General features: G+C 55.5%; 18 protein-coding genes. 10 read left to right on the forward strand and 8 right to left on the reverse strand.

Annotated features, from left to right (window positions below; translation table 11 throughout):
* The first annotated feature begins 263 nt into the window (after positions 1 to 263).
* From K3729_11470 to K3729_11480, 3 genes are all read left to right on the forward strand, one after another.
* Positions 264 to 833: a DUF882 domain-containing protein gene (locus K3729_11470; GenBank protein UWQ98088.1), complete on the forward strand. Its 570-nt coding sequence runs from the start codon at positions 264 to 266 to the stop codon at positions 831 to 833.
* 144 nt (positions 834 to 977) lie between these two features.
* On the forward strand, positions 978 to 3,599 hold the full coding sequence (locus K3729_11475) for a Hint domain-containing protein (protein ID UWQ98089.1): 2,622 nt from the start codon (positions 978 to 980) through the stop codon (positions 3,597 to 3,599).
* Between the two features lie 44 nt (positions 3,600 to 3,643).
* Complete coding sequence (locus tag K3729_11480; GenBank protein UWQ98090.1) at positions 3,644 to 4,294, forward strand: DUF1194 domain-containing protein; 651 nt, start codon at positions 3,644 to 3,646, stop codon at positions 4,292 to 4,294.
* Here the strand turns inward: K3729_11480 and K3729_11485 are convergent, their stop codons facing one another.
* The gene (locus tag K3729_11485) at positions 4,295 to 4,948 is read right to left on the reverse strand and encodes a hypothetical protein (protein UWQ98091.1); all 654 of its coding nucleotides are present in this window, start codon (positions 4,946 to 4,948) and stop codon (positions 4,295 to 4,297) included.
* A 269-nt stretch (positions 4,949 to 5,217) separates the two neighbouring features.
* On the opposite strand from K3729_11485, the gene K3729_11490 reads away from it, so the two are divergent.
* From K3729_11490 to K3729_11515, 6 genes are all read left to right on the forward strand, one after another.
* A complete protein-coding gene (locus K3729_11490) occupies positions 5,218 to 5,988 on the forward strand; it encodes a chromate resistance protein (protein ID UWR01027.1) in 771 nt (256 codons plus the stop codon).
* A complete protein-coding gene (gene chrA, locus K3729_11495; protein UWQ98092.1) occupies positions 5,985 to 7,232 on the forward strand; it encodes a chromate efflux transporter in 1,248 nt (415 codons plus the stop codon). The genes K3729_11490 and chrA overlap by 4 nt, the downstream gene beginning before the upstream one ends.
* A gap of 128 nt (positions 7,233 to 7,360) precedes the next feature.
* Positions 7,361 to 7,834 (forward strand): hypothetical protein, encoded by a 474-nt coding sequence (locus K3729_11500; GenBank protein UWR01028.1) that lies wholly within the window; start codon positions 7,361 to 7,363, stop codon positions 7,832 to 7,834.
* A 79-nt stretch (positions 7,835 to 7,913) separates the two neighbouring features.
* On the forward strand, positions 7,914 to 9,305 hold the full coding sequence (gene fumC / locus K3729_11505; protein ID UWQ98093.1) for a class II fumarate hydratase: 1,392 nt from the start codon (positions 7,914 to 7,916) through the stop codon (positions 9,303 to 9,305).
* Between the two features lie 75 nt (positions 9,306 to 9,380).
* Entirely contained in the window at positions 9,381 to 9,560 is a 180-nt protein-coding gene (locus tag K3729_11510; protein ID UWQ98094.1) for a DUF4169 family protein, read from the forward strand.
* Positions 9,553 to 9,789 carry a ribbon-helix-helix domain-containing protein gene (locus K3729_11515; protein ID UWR01029.1) on the forward strand — a complete coding sequence of 79 codons (237 nt, stop codon included), beginning with the start codon at positions 9,553 to 9,555 and terminating at the stop codon, positions 9,787 to 9,789. The genes K3729_11510 and K3729_11515 overlap by 8 nt, the downstream gene beginning before the upstream one ends.
* Before the next feature lie 455 nt (positions 9,790 to 10,244).
* On the opposite strand, the gene K3729_11520 is transcribed toward K3729_11515, so the two are convergent.
* The 3 genes from K3729_11520 to K3729_11530 form a co-directional block, all read right to left on the reverse strand.
* Positions 10,245 to 11,603 (reverse strand): cytochrome P450, encoded by a 1,359-nt coding sequence (locus tag K3729_11520; protein ID UWQ98095.1) that lies wholly within the window; start codon positions 11,601 to 11,603, stop codon positions 10,245 to 10,247.
* Positions 11,600 to 12,871, reverse strand: a complete 1,272-nt coding sequence (locus tag K3729_11525) for a hypothetical protein (protein ID UWQ98096.1) — start codon at positions 12,869 to 12,871, stop codon at positions 11,600 to 11,602. Before K3729_11525 ends, K3729_11520 begins: the two co-directional genes overlap by 4 nt.
* A gap of 67 nt (positions 12,872 to 12,938) precedes the next feature.
* On the reverse strand, positions 12,939 to 13,694 hold the full coding sequence (locus K3729_11530; protein ID UWQ98097.1) for a cytochrome c biogenesis protein CcdA: 756 nt from the start codon (positions 13,692 to 13,694) through the stop codon (positions 12,939 to 12,941).
* 109 nt (positions 13,695 to 13,803) lie between these two features.
* Here K3729_11530 and K3729_11535 point away from each other — a divergent pair, with 109 nt between their 5' ends.
* Positions 13,804 to 14,034 carry a sulfurtransferase TusA family protein gene (locus tag K3729_11535; GenBank protein UWR01030.1) on the forward strand — a complete coding sequence of 77 codons (231 nt, stop codon included), beginning with the start codon at positions 13,804 to 13,806 and terminating at the stop codon, positions 14,032 to 14,034.
* 167 nt (positions 14,035 to 14,201) lie between these two features.
* Here the strand turns inward: K3729_11535 and K3729_11540 are convergent, their stop codons facing one another.
* From K3729_11540 to K3729_11555, 4 genes are all read right to left on the reverse strand, one after another.
* Positions 14,202 to 17,087, reverse strand: a complete 2,886-nt coding sequence (locus tag K3729_11540) for an Rne/Rng family ribonuclease (GenBank protein UWQ98098.1) — start codon at positions 17,085 to 17,087, stop codon at positions 14,202 to 14,204.
* Between the two features lie 433 nt (positions 17,088 to 17,520).
* The gene (locus tag K3729_11545) at positions 17,521 to 18,270 is read right to left on the reverse strand and encodes a hypothetical protein (GenBank protein UWQ98099.1); all 750 of its coding nucleotides are present in this window, start codon (positions 18,268 to 18,270) and stop codon (positions 17,521 to 17,523) included.
* Between the two features lie 77 nt (positions 18,271 to 18,347).
* Positions 18,348 to 19,685 carry a sigma-54 dependent transcriptional regulator gene (locus K3729_11550; GenBank protein ID UWQ98100.1) on the reverse strand — a complete coding sequence of 446 codons (1,338 nt, stop codon included), beginning with the start codon at positions 19,683 to 19,685 and terminating at the stop codon, positions 18,348 to 18,350.
* Positions 19,686 to 19,696: 11 nt separating this feature from the next.
* On the reverse strand, positions 19,697 to 21,451 hold the full coding sequence (locus K3729_11555; protein ID UWR01031.1) for a sensor histidine kinase: 1,755 nt from the start codon (positions 21,449 to 21,451) through the stop codon (positions 19,697 to 19,699).
* Positions 21,452 to 21,458 lie beyond the last annotated feature (7 nt).

A 21,458-nucleotide genomic window follows, 5' to 3' on the forward strand; every position in this document is an offset into this window, starting at 1 on the left:
TACGCACAATATGTTGTAGGTGTCTAATCACGTTGAAAACATCCGTATGCCTGACGGCACTAGACGTGATCAAAATGACACGTCCAATGTTTGATCCGTTCAATTGGCCGAAATTCGCCTATTTTGGATCAATTATGGCCATTTCGACACAAAGCACTTGGTTGACTGACAGGTTTGTGAGAAGTTGTGCGTGCATCTGGGGGAACAGTGCATCGTCGGCGAAAAGCCGACATCAGATCGAGCGACGGGACAGGCGCATAGATATGACAAATACTTCGACATCGGGCATGACCCGACGCGGCGTGCTTCGCGCGTTTGCAGCAACAGCTGTAGCAGCGGCACCAACCTATTCAAATGCAGCAGGATTCTTGCGCGGTGGCGGCGACGTACGCCGCTTGCGGATGTATTCCGGGCGTACCGGCGAACGCATGGACACGATCTACTGGATCGAAGGCCAATACGTTGGTGAAGCGCTGGCTGAAATCAACACGTTCATGCGCGACTGGCGTAACAACAAAACAATCAATATCGATATCCGCAACATCGATATCATGGCCGCGTCTTTGCGTCTTTTGGATGCAAACGAACCGTACATGTTGTTGTCCGGTTACCGGTCACCTGAAACGAACGCGATGCTGCGCAGCCGGTCTTCGGGCGTGGCGCGCAATTCACTGCACATCCAAGGTCAGGCCGCTGATCTGCGCTTGGAAAGCCGCTCTACCGCGCAGATGGCGCGTGCCGCACGGTCATGTGCTGCCGGTGGTGTCGGTCGGTATTCCGGTTCTAATTTCGTGCATATGGATTGTGGTCCTGTCCGATCTTGGGGCGGTTGATCCCACACTAGAAACAATCCAAGGAATTGGGCCTGATTATCTGGTTAACGCCATATAATCAGGCCTTTTTTCTGCCACATAGCCCTTTGTCACAACACAGAATCGTGAAACCTATGGGACACGTTAACAAGTGTGACCGGTTCCATGCCCTTTACCCACGATCCAAAGCCACAAATCCGTTTGACCGAAGCAAACTATGCTGACGGCGTCGGCGAAGCTGTCGGCGGCACCGATCCAGTCGCGATTTCGGCCAATCTGTTTGACCAAGACGGTGACACGCCAAATGCGGCGGGGCTAAGCAATATGTTTGTGGCGTGGGGTCAGTTTCTGGACCACGACATTACGCTATCCCTAGAAAGCCACGCAGAGGTTTTGACCGCTGAAGGGCTTGTCGCCCCTCTCGCGCGGTCCGTGTATGAGATCGGCGAGGACGGCGCACGCGTGCCGACGAATGCCATTTCGTGGCAGATCGACGGCAGCCAAGTCTATGGATCAACCGAAGAACGCACCGCAGATTTGCGCAGCTTTGAGGGTGGGAAACTCCGGATGTCGGACGATCCCGCATCCGATGACGGGCTTATGCCGTTGGCTGATCCCGATAGTTTCATGGCGGGTGATATTCATTCAGACGATCCGGTCTTTTTATCGGGCGACATTCGCGCCAACGAAAATCCGGCACTTGCGTCGATGCACACGGTCATGGCGCGTGAACATAACTATTGGGCCGAACGATTGGCAGAAGAACATCCCGATTGGACGGATGATCAGCTGTTTGATGCAGCACGCCAGATCGTTACTTATGAATTGCAGTCAATCACTTACGAACAATGGCTGCCGCATCTGATCGGTGAAGCCGCTGGTGATTATGACAGTCATGATCCGGATGCCGTGGGTGAAATATCGGTCGAGTTTTCCACGGCTGCGTTCCGGTTTGGACACACCATGGTGTCCAGCACCCTGCCCCGCATCAACGCCGATGGCACCGATACCGAAGATGGTGATCTGGCCATTATGGACGCGTTCTTTAACGCCGATCCGCTGAAAGACGGCGATCTGGATGCGATCCTGCGCGGCCAGTTGACCAGCAACGCGCAAGAATTCGACACCAAAGTTGTGGATGACCTGAACTTCTTTTTGTCGTCGCCCGATGGTCTTTCAGGGTTCAGCCTTGTGGCATTGAACCTGTTGCGCGGCCAAGATCATGGCCTGCAAAGCTACGTGGACACCCGTGCCGCTCTGCTCGGTGATATTGATCCGGACACGCTCGATCCTTACGACTTTTCGATCATCACTTCCGACCCAGACCAACAAGCCGCCTTGGCCGAAGTTTACGATACGGTCCATGACGTTGATCTGTGGGTTGGTGGATTGGCCGAGGATTCGATCGGCGACACGCAACTAGGTCCGACGTTTACGTTTATCGTCGCGGACCAGTTCAGCCGCATCCGTGACGCTGATCCGGAATTTGGTCAGCTTGATCCGGCGATTGGCGAAGACATCATCGCCGAGGTACAACAAAGCGGGCTGAACGATATCCTGATGCGCACAACGGGCGTTGATGCGGTGCAGGACGATCCGTTCCTGGCCGCACCTATGGATTTAGTTGATACGGCCGCACCGGACACAACGTGGTTCGACGACGATTTCGATCTTGTATCGCAACGCATTGACGACACGGTGCAAGGCGGCGCTGGCGATGATGAAATTACGGTGCGCGGCGGCACGATCGTGAACGGCAACGTACAGCACGGCAGTGGCAACGACACCTTCACCCAGACCAGCGGCACGATCACCGGTGATGTGCGTACTGGAAGCGGTGACGACGTTTTGTATATCGGCGGCGATGGCGAAGTCCTAGGTGACGTCTCCGGCGGCAGCGGCAACGACGAAATCACGCTTGATGACTTTGCAGATGTCGCGCGTATCCGTGCAGGGGCCGGTGATGACACTGTCAGCCTTGGTGAAAACACGTCCGCGCCCGAGGTCTTTCTTGGTAGCGGCAGTGATACCATCACTGTCGAGGCAGGTGCTGATGTCGCCAAAATAAGCGGTGGCTCAGGCGAAGACACACTGACAATCAAAGGCAGCCGTTTCCGCGTCGATTATCAGAATGATGATCCGAGCGCAGTCAACGGAACAGTGGTCTATCTGGATGCAGACGGCAGTGAAACCGGTGACAGCATTACCTTCCAGAACATTGAAACGGTTGCCTGTTTCACGACTGGCGCACTGATCCTGACACCGCGCGGCGAAATCCCGATTGAAACGCTGCGCACGGGAGATCAGGTCATCACACGCGATCATGGTGCACAGCCGATCCGATGGATTGGGACGACAACGGTTGCTGCTCTGGGTGATCTCGCGCCAATCCGCTTTGCCGAAAATGCGCTTGGCCTGCACGCCGCGTTCGAAGTGTCACCGCAACACCGGATGCTCTTATCCGGATGGCGTTGCGAACTGGCCAGCGGCGCACAAGAAGCATTGGCCCCAGCCAAGCATCTGATCAACGACACCACCATCCGGCAGGTCCACCGCGACACGGTCACATACGTGCATCTCGCGTTTGAACGGCACGAAGTGATCTGTGCCGACGGCGCGTGGTCCGAAAGCTTCCATCCGGGTGCGATGGCGCTTGATGCCCTGTCTGCGGCGACGCGAGCAGAATTGTTCCGCCTCTTCCCAAAGGTCGCAATGAGCCCGATCAGTTACGGCCCCTCTGCCCGCCTTCAGATCAAACGCCACGAAGCTCGCATGATCACTGCCTAAACCGGAAGGTTGCAAATTTCAGCGACCCCGCGCAGGCTGTTGGGATGAAAATCCTTAGTCTGATCGCCGCATGTCTTGGTTTTGCATCGCCCTGCATGGCTTGCGATACAGCTCTTGTTTTGTCGATTGATGTGTCAAATTCCGTCGATGTTGCCGAATACCGTTTGCAGGTCGATGGTATGGCCGACGCTCTACTAGACCCAGAAATCGTTGACGCAATGGTCGCGGGAGACGTTGCAATCGCCGTGATGCAATGGTCAGGGGCGGAACGCCAAGAACTCAGCATCCCATGGCGTCAAATACGAACGAAATTTGACGCAGAACGCTTGTCCGCCGACGCACGTTTGATGACCCGCGCGTTTGTGCTGTCCGACACAGCACCCGCAGAGGCGATATACTACGCCGTCGACCTGTTTCGCAGCGCTCCGGACTGTAAGCGGCAAGTCATCGATGTCTCTGGCGATGGCACCCCGAATGCCGGATCGGATAGCGGTACAGCACGGCAATTTGCCCAACGCCGCGGGATCACGATCAATGGGATCGCGATTGAATCGATGGGCGTCGCCATCACAACCTTTTTCCAAAGGCATATCATCACCCGCGATGGCTTTGTGATTACGGCGCGCACGCACCGCGAATACCCCGACGCTATTAGACGCAAGATCATCAGGGAACTCAGCCAAGTGCTAGGTTAATCAGCCTGTGCAGGTTTCGAGGTTTGCATCAATCGTGCCGATCAAGCGGCGATCTTCGGACAGATATGAATAGGTGTAATCAAAACCGTAGTCTTCCATCAAGATTTTGATTTCTGGCGACCCACAAACCGCGCCGATCACTTTTGACTGCTGGCGTTCGATCACTTGCTCCGGTTCCAGCGCAGAATGTGGCAGCATGACGGTGTAATAATAGCGGACGTTCAACCCGACGACGGCCATGTTATTCAACACAAGACTGCCATCACCAGCAGCCCCTTTGTTTTCGTTCTGGCGTCGTGCGGTCGCGCGGAACATTTCAATGACTTGTTCCTGCTCCGGCGTCAGCTTGACGACATCTTCACCAGCTGCGGCATCTTCGTTCTGATGCGAGCTAATGACCTGTTCGAGAATAGCAAAGGTGTCGAGGTTCGACGCCATACGGGAAACCTGAACGTCATCGGTCAAAGGTGCGGGCGTATCCGCCGCCACATCGTCTGTCGTAGCAATCTCCGTAGGTGCTGCGTCAACAACGGGTACATTTGCACCGATTCCAGTTGCCTCTTCCGGTGCAGCATCCGTGAACAGAAATTGTGTCACACCGAACGTCGCAATCGCGCCAACAGCAACCATTCCAATGGCTTCGCCTAGTTTCATCTACTCATTCCCCCACGCGACGCGGCCCAAACTTTGGTTTGTTTACCGCAATATGTCGTTATTATTGTTTCGCCAACTACCACAATAAGACAGCGCAACACAATCTGCGCGCCCGATAATTTTGCCTTGACCCATGGCCCCCAGACCGCCATTCCTAGGTCATGGGGATCGCGACCGCCCCGTGAGGCTGATGCCAAAGGTTCGCATCCACTGACCATCTCAGAAAGGATGCCCTCATGGCTGACACCCAAAAACCTGGCTTCACCGAAATGTCCTGCAAGCAATTGATGCGATTAATCGGGACGCCTGATTGTCCCGTGATCATCGACGTCTGTATTCCCGAAGACGTCGCAGAAAACCCGTATCGCATCCCGACAAGCGTATCGTGCAGCCACAAAGACATCACGGCTATGATCCCTGCCCTGCAAGGCCAATCCGTTGTTGTTGTGTGCCAGAAAGGCAAGAAACTAAGCCACGGCACCGCCGCCGTTTTGCGCAGTCATGGCATAGCTGCCGAAGTTCTGGCTGGCGGTATTCTGGCATGGCTGGCAACGGATTATCCCCGCATTTCGCTTGATGCTTTGACGGGCACCGACCTGTGGGTCACGCGCCATCGCCCCAAGATCGACCGCATTGCTTGCCCTTGGCTGATCCGCCGCTTCATCGCACCTGACGCCCGCGTTCTTTTTGTCCCGCCTGCCGAAGTTGTCTTGGTCGCTGAAAAGTTCGACGCAATCGCGTTTGACGTGCCGGACGTCACTTTCACCCACAGCGACAGACAATGTACCTTTGACGCGATGCTGGACCACTTTGGTCTGCGCACACCAACGCTGGACCGCCTGAGCCGCGTGATACGCGCCGCAGATACAGATGATACGTCTGTGCCAGAAGCTGCGGGGTTGCTCGCGCTTTCTGTCGGTACGTCCCGCCAATACAAAGACGATCAAGCCCAGTTAGAAGCCGCTTTGCCGCTTTATGACGCGCTATATCGCTGGGCCCGTGATGGCCAAGACGAAACACACGATTGGCCGTACCAATGACCCCGTCTTACGCTGACCTGACCCGCGTTTTTGGCCGCATAGGTTTGCTGTCGTTCGGCGGCCCCGCCGCGCAAATTGCCTTGATGCATAAATCACTGGTCGAAGACCGCGATTGGCTGACCGAGGATCAATTCCTAAGAGCGTTATCATTCTGCATGTTGCTGCCCGGACCCGAAGCCATGCAGCTTGCTACCTACGCTGGCTGGCGAAAGCGCGGCATTCTGGGTGGTTTGATCGGCGGCGGATTGTTCGTCCTACCCGGCGCAATCGTCATTATGGCGCTGGCACTGCTGTATGGCAGTTACGGGTCGTTACCGCTCGTGCAGGCGATTTTCTTGGGCGTGAAGGCGACCGTTGTCGTGATCGTCATCGAAGCATTGATCAAAGTATCCAAACGGGCGCTCGTCTCGCGCACAGCACTATGGCTGGCTGCATTTGCCTTTGTCGCATTGTTCTTTTTTGCACTGCCCTTTCCGATTGTCATTGTTATCGCGGCCATTGTCGGGGCCATGACCGCAGCGACTGATACAGTTGCGACGCCAAGTGCAAAATTCCCGTGGGCCAAAAGTTTCGCGGTCATCGTGATCGGTTGTTTGCTTTGGGCCGCACCCTTTGCCCTGATCGGAAACGCCGACCCTATCCTTGCCGAAATTGGTGCCTTCTTTGCGTGGCTCGCTGTTGTCACCTTTGGCGGTGCCTACGCGGTGCTAGCCTATATGACCCAAGCAGTCGTTGGCGATTATGGTTGGCTGACAACGCCACAAATGATGGATGCACTGGGGTTAGCCGAAACGACGCCAGGGCCGCTGATCCTTGTGACGCAATTTGTCGGCATGATCGCAGGCGCACAGGCTGGCGGGACCGGACTGGCCTTGATCGCAGGTGTCCTGACTTTGTGGGTGACGTTTGTCCCCTGCTTTATCTGGATTTTTGCAGGCGCGCCGCTGATTGACTGGCTGGAACAACAGCCGCGCCTGAAAGCAGCGCTTGCTGGCATCACAGCCGCGGTTGTGGGGGTCATCGCCAACCTGTCAGTGTGGTTCGCGCTCCATGTCTTTTTCGGCACTGTCACACCCTTCACAGCAGGCCCAATCACAAGCGTTTGGCCAGACCTGACGACCGTACAGCCATTAGCAGTCGCTTTGGCCGGACTGGCTGGGGTGCTCTTGCTGTGGCGACATATCAATCTTCTTTGGGTCCTGTTTATCTGTGCTGCAATCAGTGGAACAGTCGCGATGTTCTGACACGTTTGCGCACGCCCCCTTTCATCCGCCTTCGAATCCCGTATGTTGTCGGTCAGTTAAGTGAAGTGAAGGACGTGCCGCCCGTGACCCGTACACCAGCCTCAAGCACCATTGATTATGGAAACCTGATGCACCGGGCCATGCGTGGCTTGATCCAAAAAGTTTTGTCCGACATCGCCGAAAACGGCCTGCCGGGCGAACATCATTTCTTTATCACCTTTGATACAATGCACCCCGACGTCGAAATCGCTGATTGGCTATCGGACCGGTATCCGGGCGAAATGACCGTCGTGATCCAGCATTGGTTCGACAATCTTGAAGTAACGGACGAAGGGTTTTCGATCACTCTGAACTTTGGTGAAAACCCCGAACCGCTTTATATCCCTTACGATTCGATCCAGACGTTTGTGGATCCATCCGTAGAATTCGGGCTGCGGTTTGAAACCCAAAGTGAAGACGACGACGATGATCACGACGATTCTGAAAACGTCGAAACGATCCCAGAGGCGCCCATGCAAGAAATGGTAGAGCCCGAGCCGGAAGAACAAGCGTCCGAACGCAAAGACGCTGATGTGGTCAGCCTCGATCAATTCCGCAAATAACCGAACTGAAGACTTGCCGCGGCCGAAATTGCGGCCTAATCGGTATACAACCGCATACTTTACACGATTGGAGCGTCCCATGACCGCCACCCGTACTGAATCCGACAGCTTTGGCCCACTGGAGGTCCAAGCAGACCGGTATTGGGGGGCGCAGACACAGCGTTCCATCATGAACTTTCCAATTGGCTGGGAAAAGCAGCCCGTTGCAATCGTCCGTGCACTTGGCGTGATTAAGCAGGCCTGTGCCGTCGCAAACAAAGAACGTGGCAAGCTGGATGCAAAACTGGCCGACGCGATGATCGAAGCGGCATCCGAAGTCGTGGCTGGCAAGCTCGACGATCACTTCCCGCTTGTCGTTTGGCAAACAGGGTCCGGCACACAGTCGAACATGAACGCGAACGAAGTTATTTCAAACCGCGCGATTGAAATCTTGGGCGGCGAGATCGGGTCCAAAGATCCAGTGCACCCGAACGATCACTGCAACATGGGCCAGTCGTCAAACGACACATTCCCGACAGCCATGCATATCGCGGTCGCGACTACAGCACACGACGTGTTGCTGCCGGGTCTTGCTAAACTGCACGCGGCGTTGGAACAGAAACAGCAAGAGTTCGACCACATCATCAAAATTGGTCGGACCCACACAATGGACGCGACACCGCTGACATTGGGTCAGGAATTCTCCGGCTACGTTCACCAAGTGGCGATGGGCATCCGCCGCGTCAAAGCCGCCCTGCCCGCGATCTACGAACTCGCACAAGGCGGTACAGCCGTCGGCACTGGTTTGAACACGCCAAAAGGTTGGGGTGAAACCGTGGCGGCGGAAATGGCGTCGATCACAGGTTTGCCGTTCGTGACAGCACCGAACAAATTCGAAGCGCTTGCAGGTCACGACGCCCTTGTCGAAATGTCTGGCGCTTTGAAAACTGTCGCAGCCAGCCTTTACAAAATCGCAGCAGACATCCGCATGCTGGGTTCTGGCCCGCGCTGCGGCCTCGGCGAATTGATGTTGCCTGAAAACGAACCAGGCTCGTCCATCATGCCGGGCAAAGTGAACCCAACACAGGTCGAGGCGATCACCCAGGTCTGCGCGCATGTAATGGGCAACGACGCTGCAGTCGGTTTTGCTGGTTCACAGGGCCACTTTGAACTGAACGTCATGAAGCCAATGATGGCCTATAACGTATTGCAATCTATGCAACTTATCGGTGACGCATCCTCTGCCTTCACTGACAACTGCGTATCTGGCATCAAAGCCAACGAAGACCGCATCGAAAAACTGATGCGTGAATCGCTGATGCTTGTCACAGCACTTGCACCAACCATCGGCTACGACAACGCAACGACTGTCGCGAAGACGGCGCACAAGAACGGTACGACACTGAAAGAAGAAGCGATTAAGCTTGGCTTTGTGGACGAAGAAACCTTTGAAAAGGTTGTGCGCCCCGAGGATATGATCGGGCCAAAGTAAGCACCTTCCAATATAAGTTTTCAAGCGCGCGCCCTGCTATCAAGGCGCGCGTTTTTCATTTATGACAGAGACATCATGACAACGCCGATCAACCTCAACAAGGTCCGTAAAGACAAAGCGCGCAGCGAAAAGAAACTGCGCGCCGACGCGAATTCCGTGAAGTTCGGGCAAAGCAAAGCGCAACGCCTGCTTGAGGTTACCCAATCAAAACAAGCCTCTGCGCGGTTAGATGCGCTGAAATTCGATGATGAATGAAATACTCACAGGTCGGCCCGTCAAACGGTCCCTGACATTGGCAGGGCACCGGACCAGCGTGTCGCTCGAAGATATCTTTTGGAACGCATTTCGCCAGATTGCCGCACGGCGTGGTCAGCCGATCAACGACTTGGCCCGTGAAATTGATGCACAGCGGGGCGATATCGGGCTCGCGTCAGCGATCCGTGTATTTGTCCTAAAGGACGTTCAGGACCGCGTACCAGAATAAAGACCCTTACGGATTAGAGATGCACTGTCGTGCTCAAGGCGGGCGTTTGTACGGCGCCCATCGCGCGCCGACGCAGGAACGGTCGTTGACCGACCTTTATGGGGTGCAGCCGCCTTACGTGCGTACAGCGCATGTTCCGAAGGTGCACCAATCGCGCGTAGACGCGCCCGTAAACCAACCATTTTTCCCATTACGCTTTCTGAAGACTGTCCAAACATCATTCAATTCCTACCCATCCCAACACACACACTGTGTCGCGCTTCTGACAAAAACGCACCTTTTCGACGCATTTCGAAGTCTATTATCGGGTACATTAACAAAGGATTAATCAGCGTAAGTATCTGAAGTTAAATTATAATATCATAGAATTGACGCAAATCTTAGACAAATTGCTCAATTCTCGCCTTCGACACGAAACCGCAAACTGATCGCGATTGTCACGACGTCGGCTACAATTACATGGAACGCGGCACGAATCGCAGCCATATTCCGTCCTTCGAACGGACCGTCAAATGTGCGACGGGCACGGGAACACGTCCCTCGACGATTTCAAACCGATACGCACGTACCAATTGCGCGAGCAACACAACGCCCTCGATCATCGCAAAACCGGCACCGGTGCACACACGGGGGCCAGCCGAGAACGGCAAATAGGCCTCTCTTTGGCAGGTTTTCCCGTTTTCGGTCCCCCATCGCGCCGGATCAAAGGCATCCGGATTATCCCAAAGCCGCGATTGGCGATGCAGATGCCACGGTGACACAACAACCTGCGCACCCGGTTTCACGGACCGCCCACGGAAGATCTCCGGCTTTGTTGTCTCGCGGACCATCATTGGCACCGGCGGGTACAGGCGAAGCGCTTCGCGAAACACGTCCCGTGTATGTTTTAAAGTTGAAAGCTGCGAAAATTCCGGTGACATTTCAGCGGCTTCTTCGGCGATCTTATCCTGCCATTCGGGATACATCGCCAACAGATAAAGTGTCCATGCCAAGGCAGATGCGCTAGTTTCGTGTCCCGCCAGAAAGAAGATCGCGACCTGATCCACCATTTCTTCGACATCAAATTTCTCGCCCGTTTCGGGATCGGCCGTCGTCATGATTTTCGTCGCCAAATCATCAGGTACATTGCCGCTTTGAATGTCATCCAATCGATCTTGCGTCAGTTGCGTGATCAGCTTTCGAATGGCCGCTGCGGACTCTTTCGTGTCCTTGCGGAAGAAACGCGGCATCCACGACGGCCCCGGTACAAAGGCTGCGAGGTTCAAAATCGGCTGGGTGCGTTGATACGATTTGAACTTATCGAACACCTCTGACGCGATCTCGTTTTCAATCGGGATCGAAAACAAGGTTCGAAAAATGACATCCGCGGCGGCGTGGCTTGTTTCCGGCTCAATTTCAAACGGCGTATTCGTGGCATGTGGCGCCATCCGCGCAACAGCGGCTTCCCCTGCCGCCCAGATCGCCGGAAACGTATCGCGCAAGCGCCCGCCTTCAAACGCGGGATCAATGATCCGCCGCTGCCGTTTCCAAACGTCACCATTTGTCAAAAACACCGAATTACCAAGCAACGGCCGCAAACCAGCACCGATGCGATCCGACTTCGGAAAATCATCCGGCCGTTCGTTCAGCACGCGTTTGATCAAGCTATGATCATTGATCAGATAACTGCGAAAGAACGGCGTCTTAAACTCGGCCATCCATGCGCGATAAAGCTTTGCAGGCTGCGCCGACAGAATATCGGCGCGGAACAACTTCATATACTGCCACAGCGACACACGATCAGGTCGCGACTTAGGTTTGGGCGGCAAGGTCATGATGTGCTTGTGTATTTTGACAATGGCGTCTCGATCCGGCTCTTGGATGCCGCGCGATCCTTATAGCGATCTGACAACGTCACTGGCCCGCAAGTGATCTGGAAGTAATCGTAATCTCCCGGATTGTCGAAGGCGCACAGATACTGGAAATGCAGCCGGAAAAAGCGCCACCGCAGCGCCTTCCATGTCTCGGGCTTCAGGGTTTGGGTAAAGGCCGCAGAGACCACCAGCGGCCATTTCTTATCCGCCGGTGCCACACCTGACACGGCCACAGGGTCGCACAATGCAAAGGCGCAACCATCACCGGGTGCGGTCACATCGACCCACGTCAGCCGGTCTTGGGCGCTGAGATAGGCCAAATCAGCGCGCAGGCGTTTGGACTCTGGCAAGAACGACACCATTGGGACAACTTGCCCCAGCGACAGAAACGCTAACCGAGGACCATCCAAAGGCACCCTGCCCGCGCGGATCAAATCGGCAAGGATCGAAACGCTTAGATGCGCGCCGGATGAATGGCCGACAACAAGGACTTCCTCCACGTCATCGTCAAAGGCTGCAGCGATTTGATCGCCAAACGCCGCAATACGGGCTTCAAGTGGTGCCGGATTCGCACCCCGCCATTTCGCCGAGTAGGAATAATCATGCATCAGGTAATAGGCGAAAAATTTGCCGTCTTTGGCTTTGAACCATTTGAGCACCCTAAGCCCGATCCAAATCCCAACCACCCAACTCGTAATGAGAAAAGAGATCGAGAGAGTTGGACTCGGCGCAAATCCCAATCCCTGAAATGCCAAGACGCCCAAGATACGGCCGCAAACGAAACGCACCCAAAGTGCTACGACGACTGCCAGCAAAAGCTGCAAAACCAACATCCCAACCGGATACAGCGCCGCAATCACGGGCCCCTTACGCATCTTCATCAACCGGCCTAAGGCGCCCGTTGCGATGTAGGTCCATGCGGTCCGGATGAGCTGCCAGTAGGTCGCGGGGATCGTGTTCGACATGCTGTCCCGCACAATGTCGGACCAAATCAGAACATCAATGTCGGCAGACGTTGTTCGACCGTCAATCTCGGCCTCAGCATGCCACCCGAATGTTTTCGATTTCAGCTTTGGCGTAATGCCTATATCGTAGCCGGAAATCTGCGCCTGCGCGGCCCCTTCTTTGCGGTAAAGTTCGCGATACCTGCGCGGATGAATAGGATCATAGCCAGGAATGTAAAACACCCGGCGGCGCTGAACCTGTTGTGAACCTGTGGTACTCGTCATGTGCTGCCTGATATGCTGCGCGGCGTTTTCGGCAGCATAACCGGAAACTGTGCCGATAATAAGCCTTTTAGCCGAAGTTGGCTAAGGCAGGGAAAGCTTCCAGCATCCAATAGCTCATCGCAGCGAATTGACCCGTGATCATCATCAGACCAACAGTCCACAATAATAGGCCAGACGTCCGTTCGATCCGGCCCATATGGCGCTTCATCCAGCCCATCACGCCTTTCAGACGCGGGAAAAACGCAGCAACGAGCAGAAACGGAATACCAAGACCAAGCGCGTAGAAAGCCAGCAGGACCGTGCCACGCGCGACATCCGCCTCAGACGCTGCGAGCCCAAGGATGGTGCCAAGTATCGGCCCCAGACAAGGTGTCCAGCCGAACGCGAAGGCGAGACCAAGAATGTATGCGCCCATCGCGGATCCACCCTTGTCACCAATATCCACGCGGGCCTCGCGATCAAGAAAACCAATCCGGAAGACGCCCACGAAATGCGCCCCGAAAATCATCACGACGATACCCGCGATCAACAAGAACCAATCTTGGAATTGCAGGAACGTGCGCCCAAGCGCGGAAAACGCGAACCCAAGCAGCAGGAAGACCGTAGAAAGCCCCAGAACGAAAAATGCGGCCGCTAACAGAACCCGCCGCCGCGCCGCGCGATCTTCGTCCATCTCGCCCATCGACACGCCGCCCATGTAGGCCAGATATGGCGGCACAATTGGCAAAACGCAGGGTGATAAAAACGACAACAGGCCCGCCGACATCGCAATGATAATCGCAGGCAAAAGCGTGGCGTCTAGGATCAGATCAGCTTCGAGCATTAGAATTCGGTCTCCTTACCCCTTCCCTACGCGGGGAATGCGGCGGCGTCACGACGCAGATCGTCACAAGTCTGTGGACTCTTTGAAACATCGGCCCTACCTCCCTGATATGACAACACCTGATCAAACCCTTGATGCGCTCGGATTGCTGTGTCCGCTGCCGGTCCTGAAAGCCCGCAAACGCCTGTCTGGTATGGCCTCTGGCGCTGTTCTGGAAATGGTCGCGGACGACCCAGCTGCAGTGATAGATGTACCGCATTTCTGCGCTGAGACGGGTCATACCCTGCTTGATCAAAACGATGCCGACGGCGTGCTGACGTTCATCATCCGCCGCAAGTGACAAATTCCCCCGAAAAACCGAAGGCCGCAGCGCGGCTTTAAACGGATCGATTCGGGGACTAGCAGATCGCGGGCAGGCCATTGCGCTTTTTAGAAAATCGCACATTCTGTAGCCGTTCACATAAAGAAAAAGGGCCGCCGCATTATGCGACGGCCCTTTTCTATGTCTTAGCGTCCCAATGACCACCAGCCTTTACGCTTTGGTTTTTCGGGCTCATCCGCCTTAGTCTCAGCAACCGGCTCTGGCGTTGGCTCAGGTGCCGGTTCCGGTGCGGGCTCTGGCGCAGGCGCGGGTTCAGCCGCTGCTGGCTCGGCGGGTGCTTCAGCCTTTGGTGCTTCAGTCGCCGGAGCTTCTTCCGAAGCAACTGGTGCCTCAGCATTTGGCGCTTCTTCTGCAACCGCTGCCGCAGGTTTTTTCGCCCGTGACCGCCGCTTCGGTTTTGGCTTTTCTTCAGCGGCTGGCGCATCTTCAGTCGCTGCCACCTCTTCAGTCGCCGCCTCTTCCGCCACTGGTGCCGCTTTCTTCGCACGGCTCCGACGTTTTGGCTTTGGCTTTTCTTCCGCAACCGGCTCTTCAGCTGGCGCCGCCTCAGTCGTCGCAACCTCGGCTGGCGCGTCTTCCGCCACAGCAGTTTCTTCTGCAACTGGTGCGTCTGCCGCAACTGGTTCTTCAGCCTTCTTACGCGACCTGCGCGTACGTGTCCGCTTCGGTTTCTCTTTTACCTCTGCGTCACCCTCAGCCACAGGCGCATCCGCAGCATCGTCGTTGGCCGCTTCAGCATCTTCTGACGGCGCATCCGCAGGTTTAGCTTCCCCGTCAGTCGTACCTTCGGTTTGGCCCTCAGCGTTTTGCGTCTCGCCGTTCTGGCCGTCTGCGTTTCCGCCGCCACCCCGACGCCGACGACGCCGACGCCGTTTGCGTTTTGGTTGATCCTCAGTCGACGTTTCAGTCTCTGCCTCTGCGGTGACCTCCGTTTCGTCCTCGTCGGTCATACCGAGCAGTTCGAGATCGTCATCGTCGTCCATGATCACGGATGATCCGACGACAGGTGCGGCCGCTTCTGGCACAACACGTGTCGCTGTCTTGAACTTCTCAATCGCGAAGTCGGGCGATGTCAGTGACATATCGCATTCGATCCGCACGGACATGCCGTGGCGGGCTTCGATATCGCCGATATGTTCACGTTTGCCGTTCATCAAGAAGTTGGCAATGGCGATAGGCGCACGTACCAGAACTTCTTTCGACCGACCGCGTGTGCCTTCTTCTTCCAGCGCACGCAGGATCGACAGTGATACGTTGTCGTCAGACCGCAGCAGGCCTGTCCCGTGACAATGCGAACACATCTGTGTTGTTGCTTCCAGCATCCCCGGACGCAGACGCTGACGCGACATTTCCATCAGACCAAAGCCTGAAATCCGACCGACCTGAATACGGGCGCGATCCGTCTTCAACTTGTCTTTCATCCGCTTTTCAACGGCGATGTTGTTGCGGCGTTCGTCCATATCGATGAAGTCGATCACGATCAGACCAGCAAGGTCACGCAGACGCAACTGACGGGCCACTTCATCGGCCGCTTCCAGGTTGGTCTTCAGCGCTGTTTGCTCGATCGAGCCTTCTTTGGTCGCACGGCCAGAGTTCACGTCGATCGCGACAAGCGCCTCTGTGATCCCGATCACGATGTAACCGCCAGATGGCAATTGAACCGTCGGGTTGAACATACCGCCAAGGTAAGTTTCGACCTGATAACGCGCATACAGCGGCAATTGTTCGCCGTAATGCTTCACGTTCTTGGCGTGGGACGGCATGATCATTTTCATGAACGTCTTGGCTGTTTTGTAGCCTTCGTCGCCCGCGACAATCACTTCGTCGATGTCTTTGTTATACAGATCGCGAATCGACCGCTTGATCAGATCGCCTTCTTCGTAAATCTTCGCAGGGGCGATAGATTTCATCGTCAGTTCGCGGATCTGTTCCCACATACGCTGCAGGTATTCGTAGTCACGCTTGATCTCGGCCTTGGTCCGCTGGGAACCCGCAGTCCGGATGATCAGACCCGCCCCGTCAGGCACGGTCATGGAATTTGCGATTTCTTTCAGCTTCTTACGGTCGGCAGCGTTTGTGATCTTACGCGAAATGCCACCACCACGCGCAGTGTTTGGCATCAGAACGCAATAACGACCCGCCAGTGACAAGTAAGTCGTCAGGGCAGCGCCCTTGTTGCCGCGTTCTTCTTTCACAACTTGAATCAACAGAATTTGGCGTACCTTCACCACTTCCTGAATTTTGTAGCGCTTTGGGCGTGGCTTACGCACAGGACGCACTTCGTCGGTGTCGTCTTCCTCAGCGACGCTTTCGATGCTGTCGTCTTTGGACGTAGCGTCTTTGCCTTTCGGCGCGTCATCTTCATCGTCAGAGGATGCGTCATCCGCGGCCTCTTCAACAGTTTCTGCTGGTGTATCTTCCAACGCTACTACTGCGTCCGCGTCACCAGTCGCTGCATCATCCGCCGCGTCTTCATCAGCAGATGGCGTTTCAACAGGCGTTTCCGCGACCAATTCCATCGGAGACGACCCTTCGTCGCCTTCCTCCAGATCAATGGTTTCCATGCCCGCGACTTCTGCGCCGGAATCGTCCGACGCAACTTCGGCCGTTGCCACTGCATCATCAGATACAGTCTCGGACGCTTTGGCACGACTACGGCGGCGACGTTTTGGTTTTGGCTTTTCTTCGTCCTGCGCTTCGGCTTCGGCCTTCAGGCTTTCGGCATAGGCTTTTTCTTCCGCAAGCAGTGCTTCGCGATCAGCTACAGGGATTTGGTAATAGTCAGGGTGGATTTCAGAGAACGCGAGGAAACCGTGACGGTTCCCACCGTAGTCAACAAAAGCAGCCTGCAACGACGGTTCAACCCGTGTCACTTTGGCTAGATAGATGTTCCCAGCAAGCTGACGCTTGAACTGGCTCTCGAAATCAAACTCCTCTACTTTGTTTCCGTCTACGACAACAACGCGGGTTTCTTCCGCGTGTGTTGCATCGATTAGCATTTTCTTTGGCATATTGTCCGTTCGCACACGACAAATCACGCCGCCCCGGTGGGGCAGACGCGCCTGTGATGTGTCTGATGTTGGCGATGTGCGCGTAGGCGTCGTCGCGGCCCCTCGGGGCGCGTGCGTCGTAGCCTGTATCTGGCGCGCTTTGCATCGCGTTGGTCTCCAGCGTCGCGGTTTCGCGACACCCATTCAAGGCCTAGCGGTTGATGTGATCTCTCGCCCTAGGCGTTATATATGGCGTTTCCGCCAAATCAGCTGATCATCATTCGGGGGGCGTATTCGCCGCGCGACGCTGTCAGAGAATCTCACCGGGGTCACAACGATCCTTCTCGTGGCACTCCCGTTCACCATACATAGGTCACTTACATGCCCGAAAACAAGTGTAGATCGACGTAGATGACCGAAATCGCAAGTTAATCCGCAAGATAAATGAGGTGGATCAGTTGTCGCGCCCCAAAACGAAGCCACCCGTTATGATTGTATTATCTTGTGATCCGGCAAATGCGGCGACAACGCCACGCTGACCTGCAACGACTTCGTTACGCGGGGATAGTGCCTGCCCATCGACTGTGATGTTCAGGTCTGAGACAACAGACGGCGCAGACAGATCACGTTGGTTCAGCAAATCATAAATGCGCGATTCCTCGACGACAAAGCGTCCATCGACAGATTCCCCAGTGAGGATCATGTCGTTTTGGTAAACATCAACGTCACCAGCTGTGCTAGGGTCTTCCGGATCGGAAATATCCGCTTCTTCACGGTCAAAGGTGATTGTTGCCATCATGGACCCCGCAAATTCCTCTTCGGTCCAATTCGCGGCATTTGGCGTATCTTCGTACCCTGTGATCTTTGTGAAGGCGTAGTCACCTGTTAAGGATGCTGATCCGGACAAAATCGGTTCGCCGACATCGTATCCAGGCACGATACCTGCAACGCCGAAGTTGCCCGTATCCCCGGAAGATGCTTGGTAAGAATTGCCAACGACGGTCGCATCCAGACCGCGCGAAAAGCCAAACGCCACAGCGTTGGCGCCGTCGCGCACGATCTGCACATCTTCAGGTGGTACGCCGACAAAGTTGCCGTTGATGTCAGCTTCCTCAATGACGCCGCCCAGATAAGCGCGACCACTGCCAGTCCCCCCACAGGCTGCAAGAGCCGCCAACGCAATCAAACTCACAACTTTCCGCATCACACACCTCAGAATAGAAACACCTGTCGCGGCAGAAGCTACGACAGGTGTTTACTGAGTTCAAATGTGCGCGCGCCTTACGCAGCCAGATAATCCGACCGTTGCAGCCCGTATTTCGCCATCTTTTCGTTCAACGTCCGGCGCGGCAGACACAGCTCGTCCATCACCGCGACGATAGACCCCTTATGGCGGCGCATCGTGTTGTCGATCAGCATCCGCTCGAACGCTTCGACAAACTCTTTCAGCGGCTTGCCTTCAGTCGTCATCACCGGCTTCATTTCTTCAGTGTCCGACATCAAAAGCGATGCAATTGATCCGGACCCACGACGGTTCTGCAACACGGCCCGTTCTGCCACGTTGATCAACTGGCGCACATTGCCCGGCCAAGGCGCCTGCAACAGCTGCGCGGCTTCTTGGGCTGTCACCTCTGGCGCGTCACACCCGTATTCATCTGCAAATTGTTCGCCCAGACGTGTGAACAACGTCAAAATATCTTCGCCGCGCTGGCGCAGTGGTGGGACTGTGATCCGCAGGGCAGCAAGGCGATAGAACAAATCAGGCCGCAGCACGCTTTCGCAAGTCTTGTCCTGCTCTTGCAGGTTACAAATCGCGACAATGCGCGTTTCCGCAGGCGTGCCTTGCTCGTTAATGGCAGTCAAAAGACGAGCCTGCAGTTTGTCGGACAACGCTTCAACGTCTTCCAGCACCAATGTGCCACCACGGGCGGCTTCAATCGCGGGGATCGGTTCACCTTCATCGGCAGGACCAAACAGGCGACGGCCAAGACTGTCTTCGTCAAAAGCAGAACATGAAATCAGGCTAAACGTCTTGGACGCGCGGGCACCAACAGCATGCAGAGCATGAGCGACGAGTGTTTTACCGGTCCCCGTCTCGCCTTCGATCAACACATGGCCGTCGGCTTGGCCCAGATCAAGAATGTCTTCTTTCAAACGTTCCATCACAGGCGACTGACCAATTAGTTTCTTGATAATCGCGGTCCCATCAGACAATTCACGGCGCAATGCACGGTTGTCCAACGTCAAACGGCGTGCCGTCGTGGCCCGTTTTGCCAGTTCCGTCATCCGGTCAGGGTTGAATGGCTTTTCCAAGAAATCAAACGCACCGACGCGCATCGCCTCAACAGCCATCGGCACATCGCCGTGACCTGTGATCATGATCACAGGCAAGCTGCTATCGACGCCCTTCAGCTTCTTCAGAAACTGCATCCCGTCCATGCCAGGCATCTTGATGTCACTGACAACAATCCCCGGGAAATCAGGCGACAGGCCTTTCAGCGCATCTTCGGCGCTGGCGTATGTTTCGGTGTCGAAGCCAGATAGCGCAAGCCACTGGGAAATCGACTGCCGCATATCTTTTTCATCATCCACAATGGCAATCTTCATAGCCTTGTTCATCGGATCATTCCTTATTCTGCCGCAGCAACGTGTTCTTTATAGATAGGGAGCTGCACCTCAAAAACAGCCCCCCCGGCCACTGCATTGCGCGCAGTCAGCCGTCCACCTAGGTCGTTTACGATCCCGGAAGAGATCGCAAGCCCCAAGCCCACGCCGTCACCCGGCTCTTTTGTGGTGTAGAATGGCTCGAACAATTCATCCAAGTCATCAATCCCCTGCCCGTTATCGCGGACCGTCAAACTAACGGTGTCACCAGCGGCAAGGATGATTTCAATCGCCGGATCATCGGACAATTTGGTGGCGTCCAGCGCGTTGCGCAACAGGTTGATAATCACCTGTTCCAAACGCAGCCGGTCGCCCATGATCATCACCGGTTCAGACGGCAAAGTACGGGTGATATCGACGTCGCGGGTTTTCAATTGCGGTTCCATCATCGCAAGCGCAGACGACACCGCAGCCCTTGTATCAACGGGTTCAAAGGCATCGGCACCTTTGCGGGCGTAAGATTTCAGCTGACGTGTGATCGCACCCATCCGGTCGATCAAATCGTCGATCCGCTGGAAGGACGACAGCGCCTCATCGGGGCGTTTGCGTTGCAGCAAAAGACGGGCACCTGCGAGGTATGTCTTCATCGCGGCGAGCGGCTGGTTTAACTCGTGGGACACGGCCGCCGACATCTCGCCGAGTGCTGCCAATTTGGACGATTGCGCGAGCGTCTGTTCCGCCACTTCCAGCGTCTTTTCGACCTTTTCGCGTTCGGCAATTTCCCGCTGCAGCCTTGCGTTCAGTGCGCGCAACTCTGCCGACTCGCGTTGGAAAAAGATCAACCGTGACGTCGTCTGGCGGTTCGACAGCCAGAACATCAGCGCCAACAGGATCGCGAATCCCATGACTTCGAGCGCCAGAACCCCGTTCACCTTTTCGCGGACCGAACTGTAAGTTGTGAAACTGACCATGCGCCAACCTTGGAACGGCACGCGGATTTCGCGGCGCAGAACGGCCTCGCCCCCCAGATAGATATCAATCGGCGGATCAGCCCAATCTTGGGTCGCTTGTAACGCACGCTGGATCGCGGACGGGGCCGATTGACGGGCCAGTGCTTCCGTTTCTTGCAAACCCCGCCAACGCGGTTCTGTCGCAAGGATAATCTCGCCCTGACTGGTGGTCACAAAAACAGCGTCAGACACCCCTGCCCAACCGCGTTCCAGCTTCGCCATGTCGACCTCAACGGTGATCACGCCCAAAACGGTACCGGCCGCTTCTACTTTGCGGGAATAGACAAAAATATAGCCGCCTTCGTCACGTTCCGTGACGGTAAAGGTGGTTGTATTGCTCCGCAGGGCATTCACAAAATACGGCTCTGTTTTGTGGATTTCTGCGATTTTATTACGATCCGTCGCCGCAACCGTGCGGCCATCGCGGTCCAAAAGCATCAAAGACGCCGCACCGATTTCGTCAACAAACGACAACAGGCGCTGGGTGGACAAGGAATAATTGCGATCTTGCAAAGCCGTCGTCAGCTCTGGATCACGCGCCAAAAGCTGCGGCACGATAGAATTGCGCTGCAGCTCGCTCATCAGACTGGCGACGTATAGCGTCAACCGGACTTCGGCGCGCGTGTTTGTGCTCGCCGTAAAGCGTTGGGTCAACAGACTGTTCGTGACCGTAATGACCACAACCGCCAGCAAACACACGCCAACAACGGCAATGCGGAAGAACCAGCGGTCAGATCTTTTTGTCTTAGGTGCGGCAGCAGCTTGCGTCATAAACGCC

The sequence above is a fragment of the Rhodobacteraceae bacterium S2214 genome (assembly GCA_025141675.1).
Lineage (GTDB): Bacteria > Pseudomonadota > Alphaproteobacteria > Rhodobacterales > Rhodobacteraceae > Yoonia.

Bases quoted from the DNA above. Each gene is read 5' to 3' on its own strand.
- K3729_11470 (UWQ98088.1), top strand. From the start codon at position 264: ATGACAAATACTTCGACATCGGGCATGACCCGACGCGGCGTGCTTCGC.
- K3729_11475 (UWQ98089.1), top strand. From the start codon at position 978: ATGCCCTTTACCCACGATCCAAAGCCACAAATCCGTTTGACCGAAGCA.
- K3729_11480 (UWQ98090.1), top strand. From the start codon at position 3,644: ATGAAAATCCTTAGTCTGATCGCCGCATGTCTTGGTTTTGCATCGCCC.
- K3729_11485 (UWQ98091.1), bottom strand. From the start codon at position 4,948: ATGAAACTAGGCGAAGCCATTGGAATGGTTGCTGTTGGCGCGATTGCG.
- K3729_11490 (UWR01027.1), top strand. From the start codon at position 5,218: ATGTCCTGCAAGCAATTGATGCGATTAATCGGGACGCCTGATTGTCCC.
- chrA (UWQ98092.1), top strand. From the start codon at position 5,985: ATGACCCCGTCTTACGCTGACCTGACCCGCGTTTTTGGCCGCATAGGT.
- K3729_11500 (UWR01028.1), top strand. From the start codon at position 7,361: ATGCACCGGGCCATGCGTGGCTTGATCCAAAAAGTTTTGTCCGACATC.
- fumC (UWQ98093.1), top strand. From the start codon at position 7,914: ATGACCGCCACCCGTACTGAATCCGACAGCTTTGGCCCACTGGAGGTC.
- K3729_11510 (UWQ98094.1), top strand. From the start codon at position 9,381: ATGACAACGCCGATCAACCTCAACAAGGTCCGTAAAGACAAAGCGCGC.
- K3729_11515 (UWR01029.1), top strand. From the start codon at position 9,553: ATGAATGAAATACTCACAGGTCGGCCCGTCAAACGGTCCCTGACATTG.
- K3729_11520 (UWQ98095.1), bottom strand. From the start codon at position 11,603: ATGACCTTGCCGCCCAAACCTAAGTCGCGACCTGATCGTGTGTCGCTG.
- K3729_11525 (UWQ98096.1), bottom strand. From the start codon at position 12,871: ATGACGAGTACCACAGGTTCACAACAGGTTCAGCGCCGCCGGGTGTTT.
- K3729_11530 (UWQ98097.1), bottom strand. From the start codon at position 13,694: ATGCTCGAAGCTGATCTGATCCTAGACGCCACGCTTTTGCCTGCGATT.
- K3729_11535 (UWR01030.1), top strand. From the start codon at position 13,804: ATGACAACACCTGATCAAACCCTTGATGCGCTCGGATTGCTGTGTCCG.
- K3729_11540 (UWQ98098.1), bottom strand. From the start codon at position 17,087: ATGCCAAAGAAAATGCTAATCGATGCAACACACGCGGAAGAAACCCGC.
- K3729_11545 (UWQ98099.1), bottom strand. From the start codon at position 18,270: ATGCGGAAAGTTGTGAGTTTGATTGCGTTGGCGGCTCTTGCAGCCTGT.
- K3729_11550 (UWQ98100.1), bottom strand. From the start codon at position 19,685: ATGAACAAGGCTATGAAGATTGCCATTGTGGATGATGAAAAAGATATG.
- K3729_11555 (UWR01031.1), bottom strand. From the start codon at position 21,451: ATGACGCAAGCTGCTGCCGCACCTAAGACAAAAAGATCTGACCGCTGG.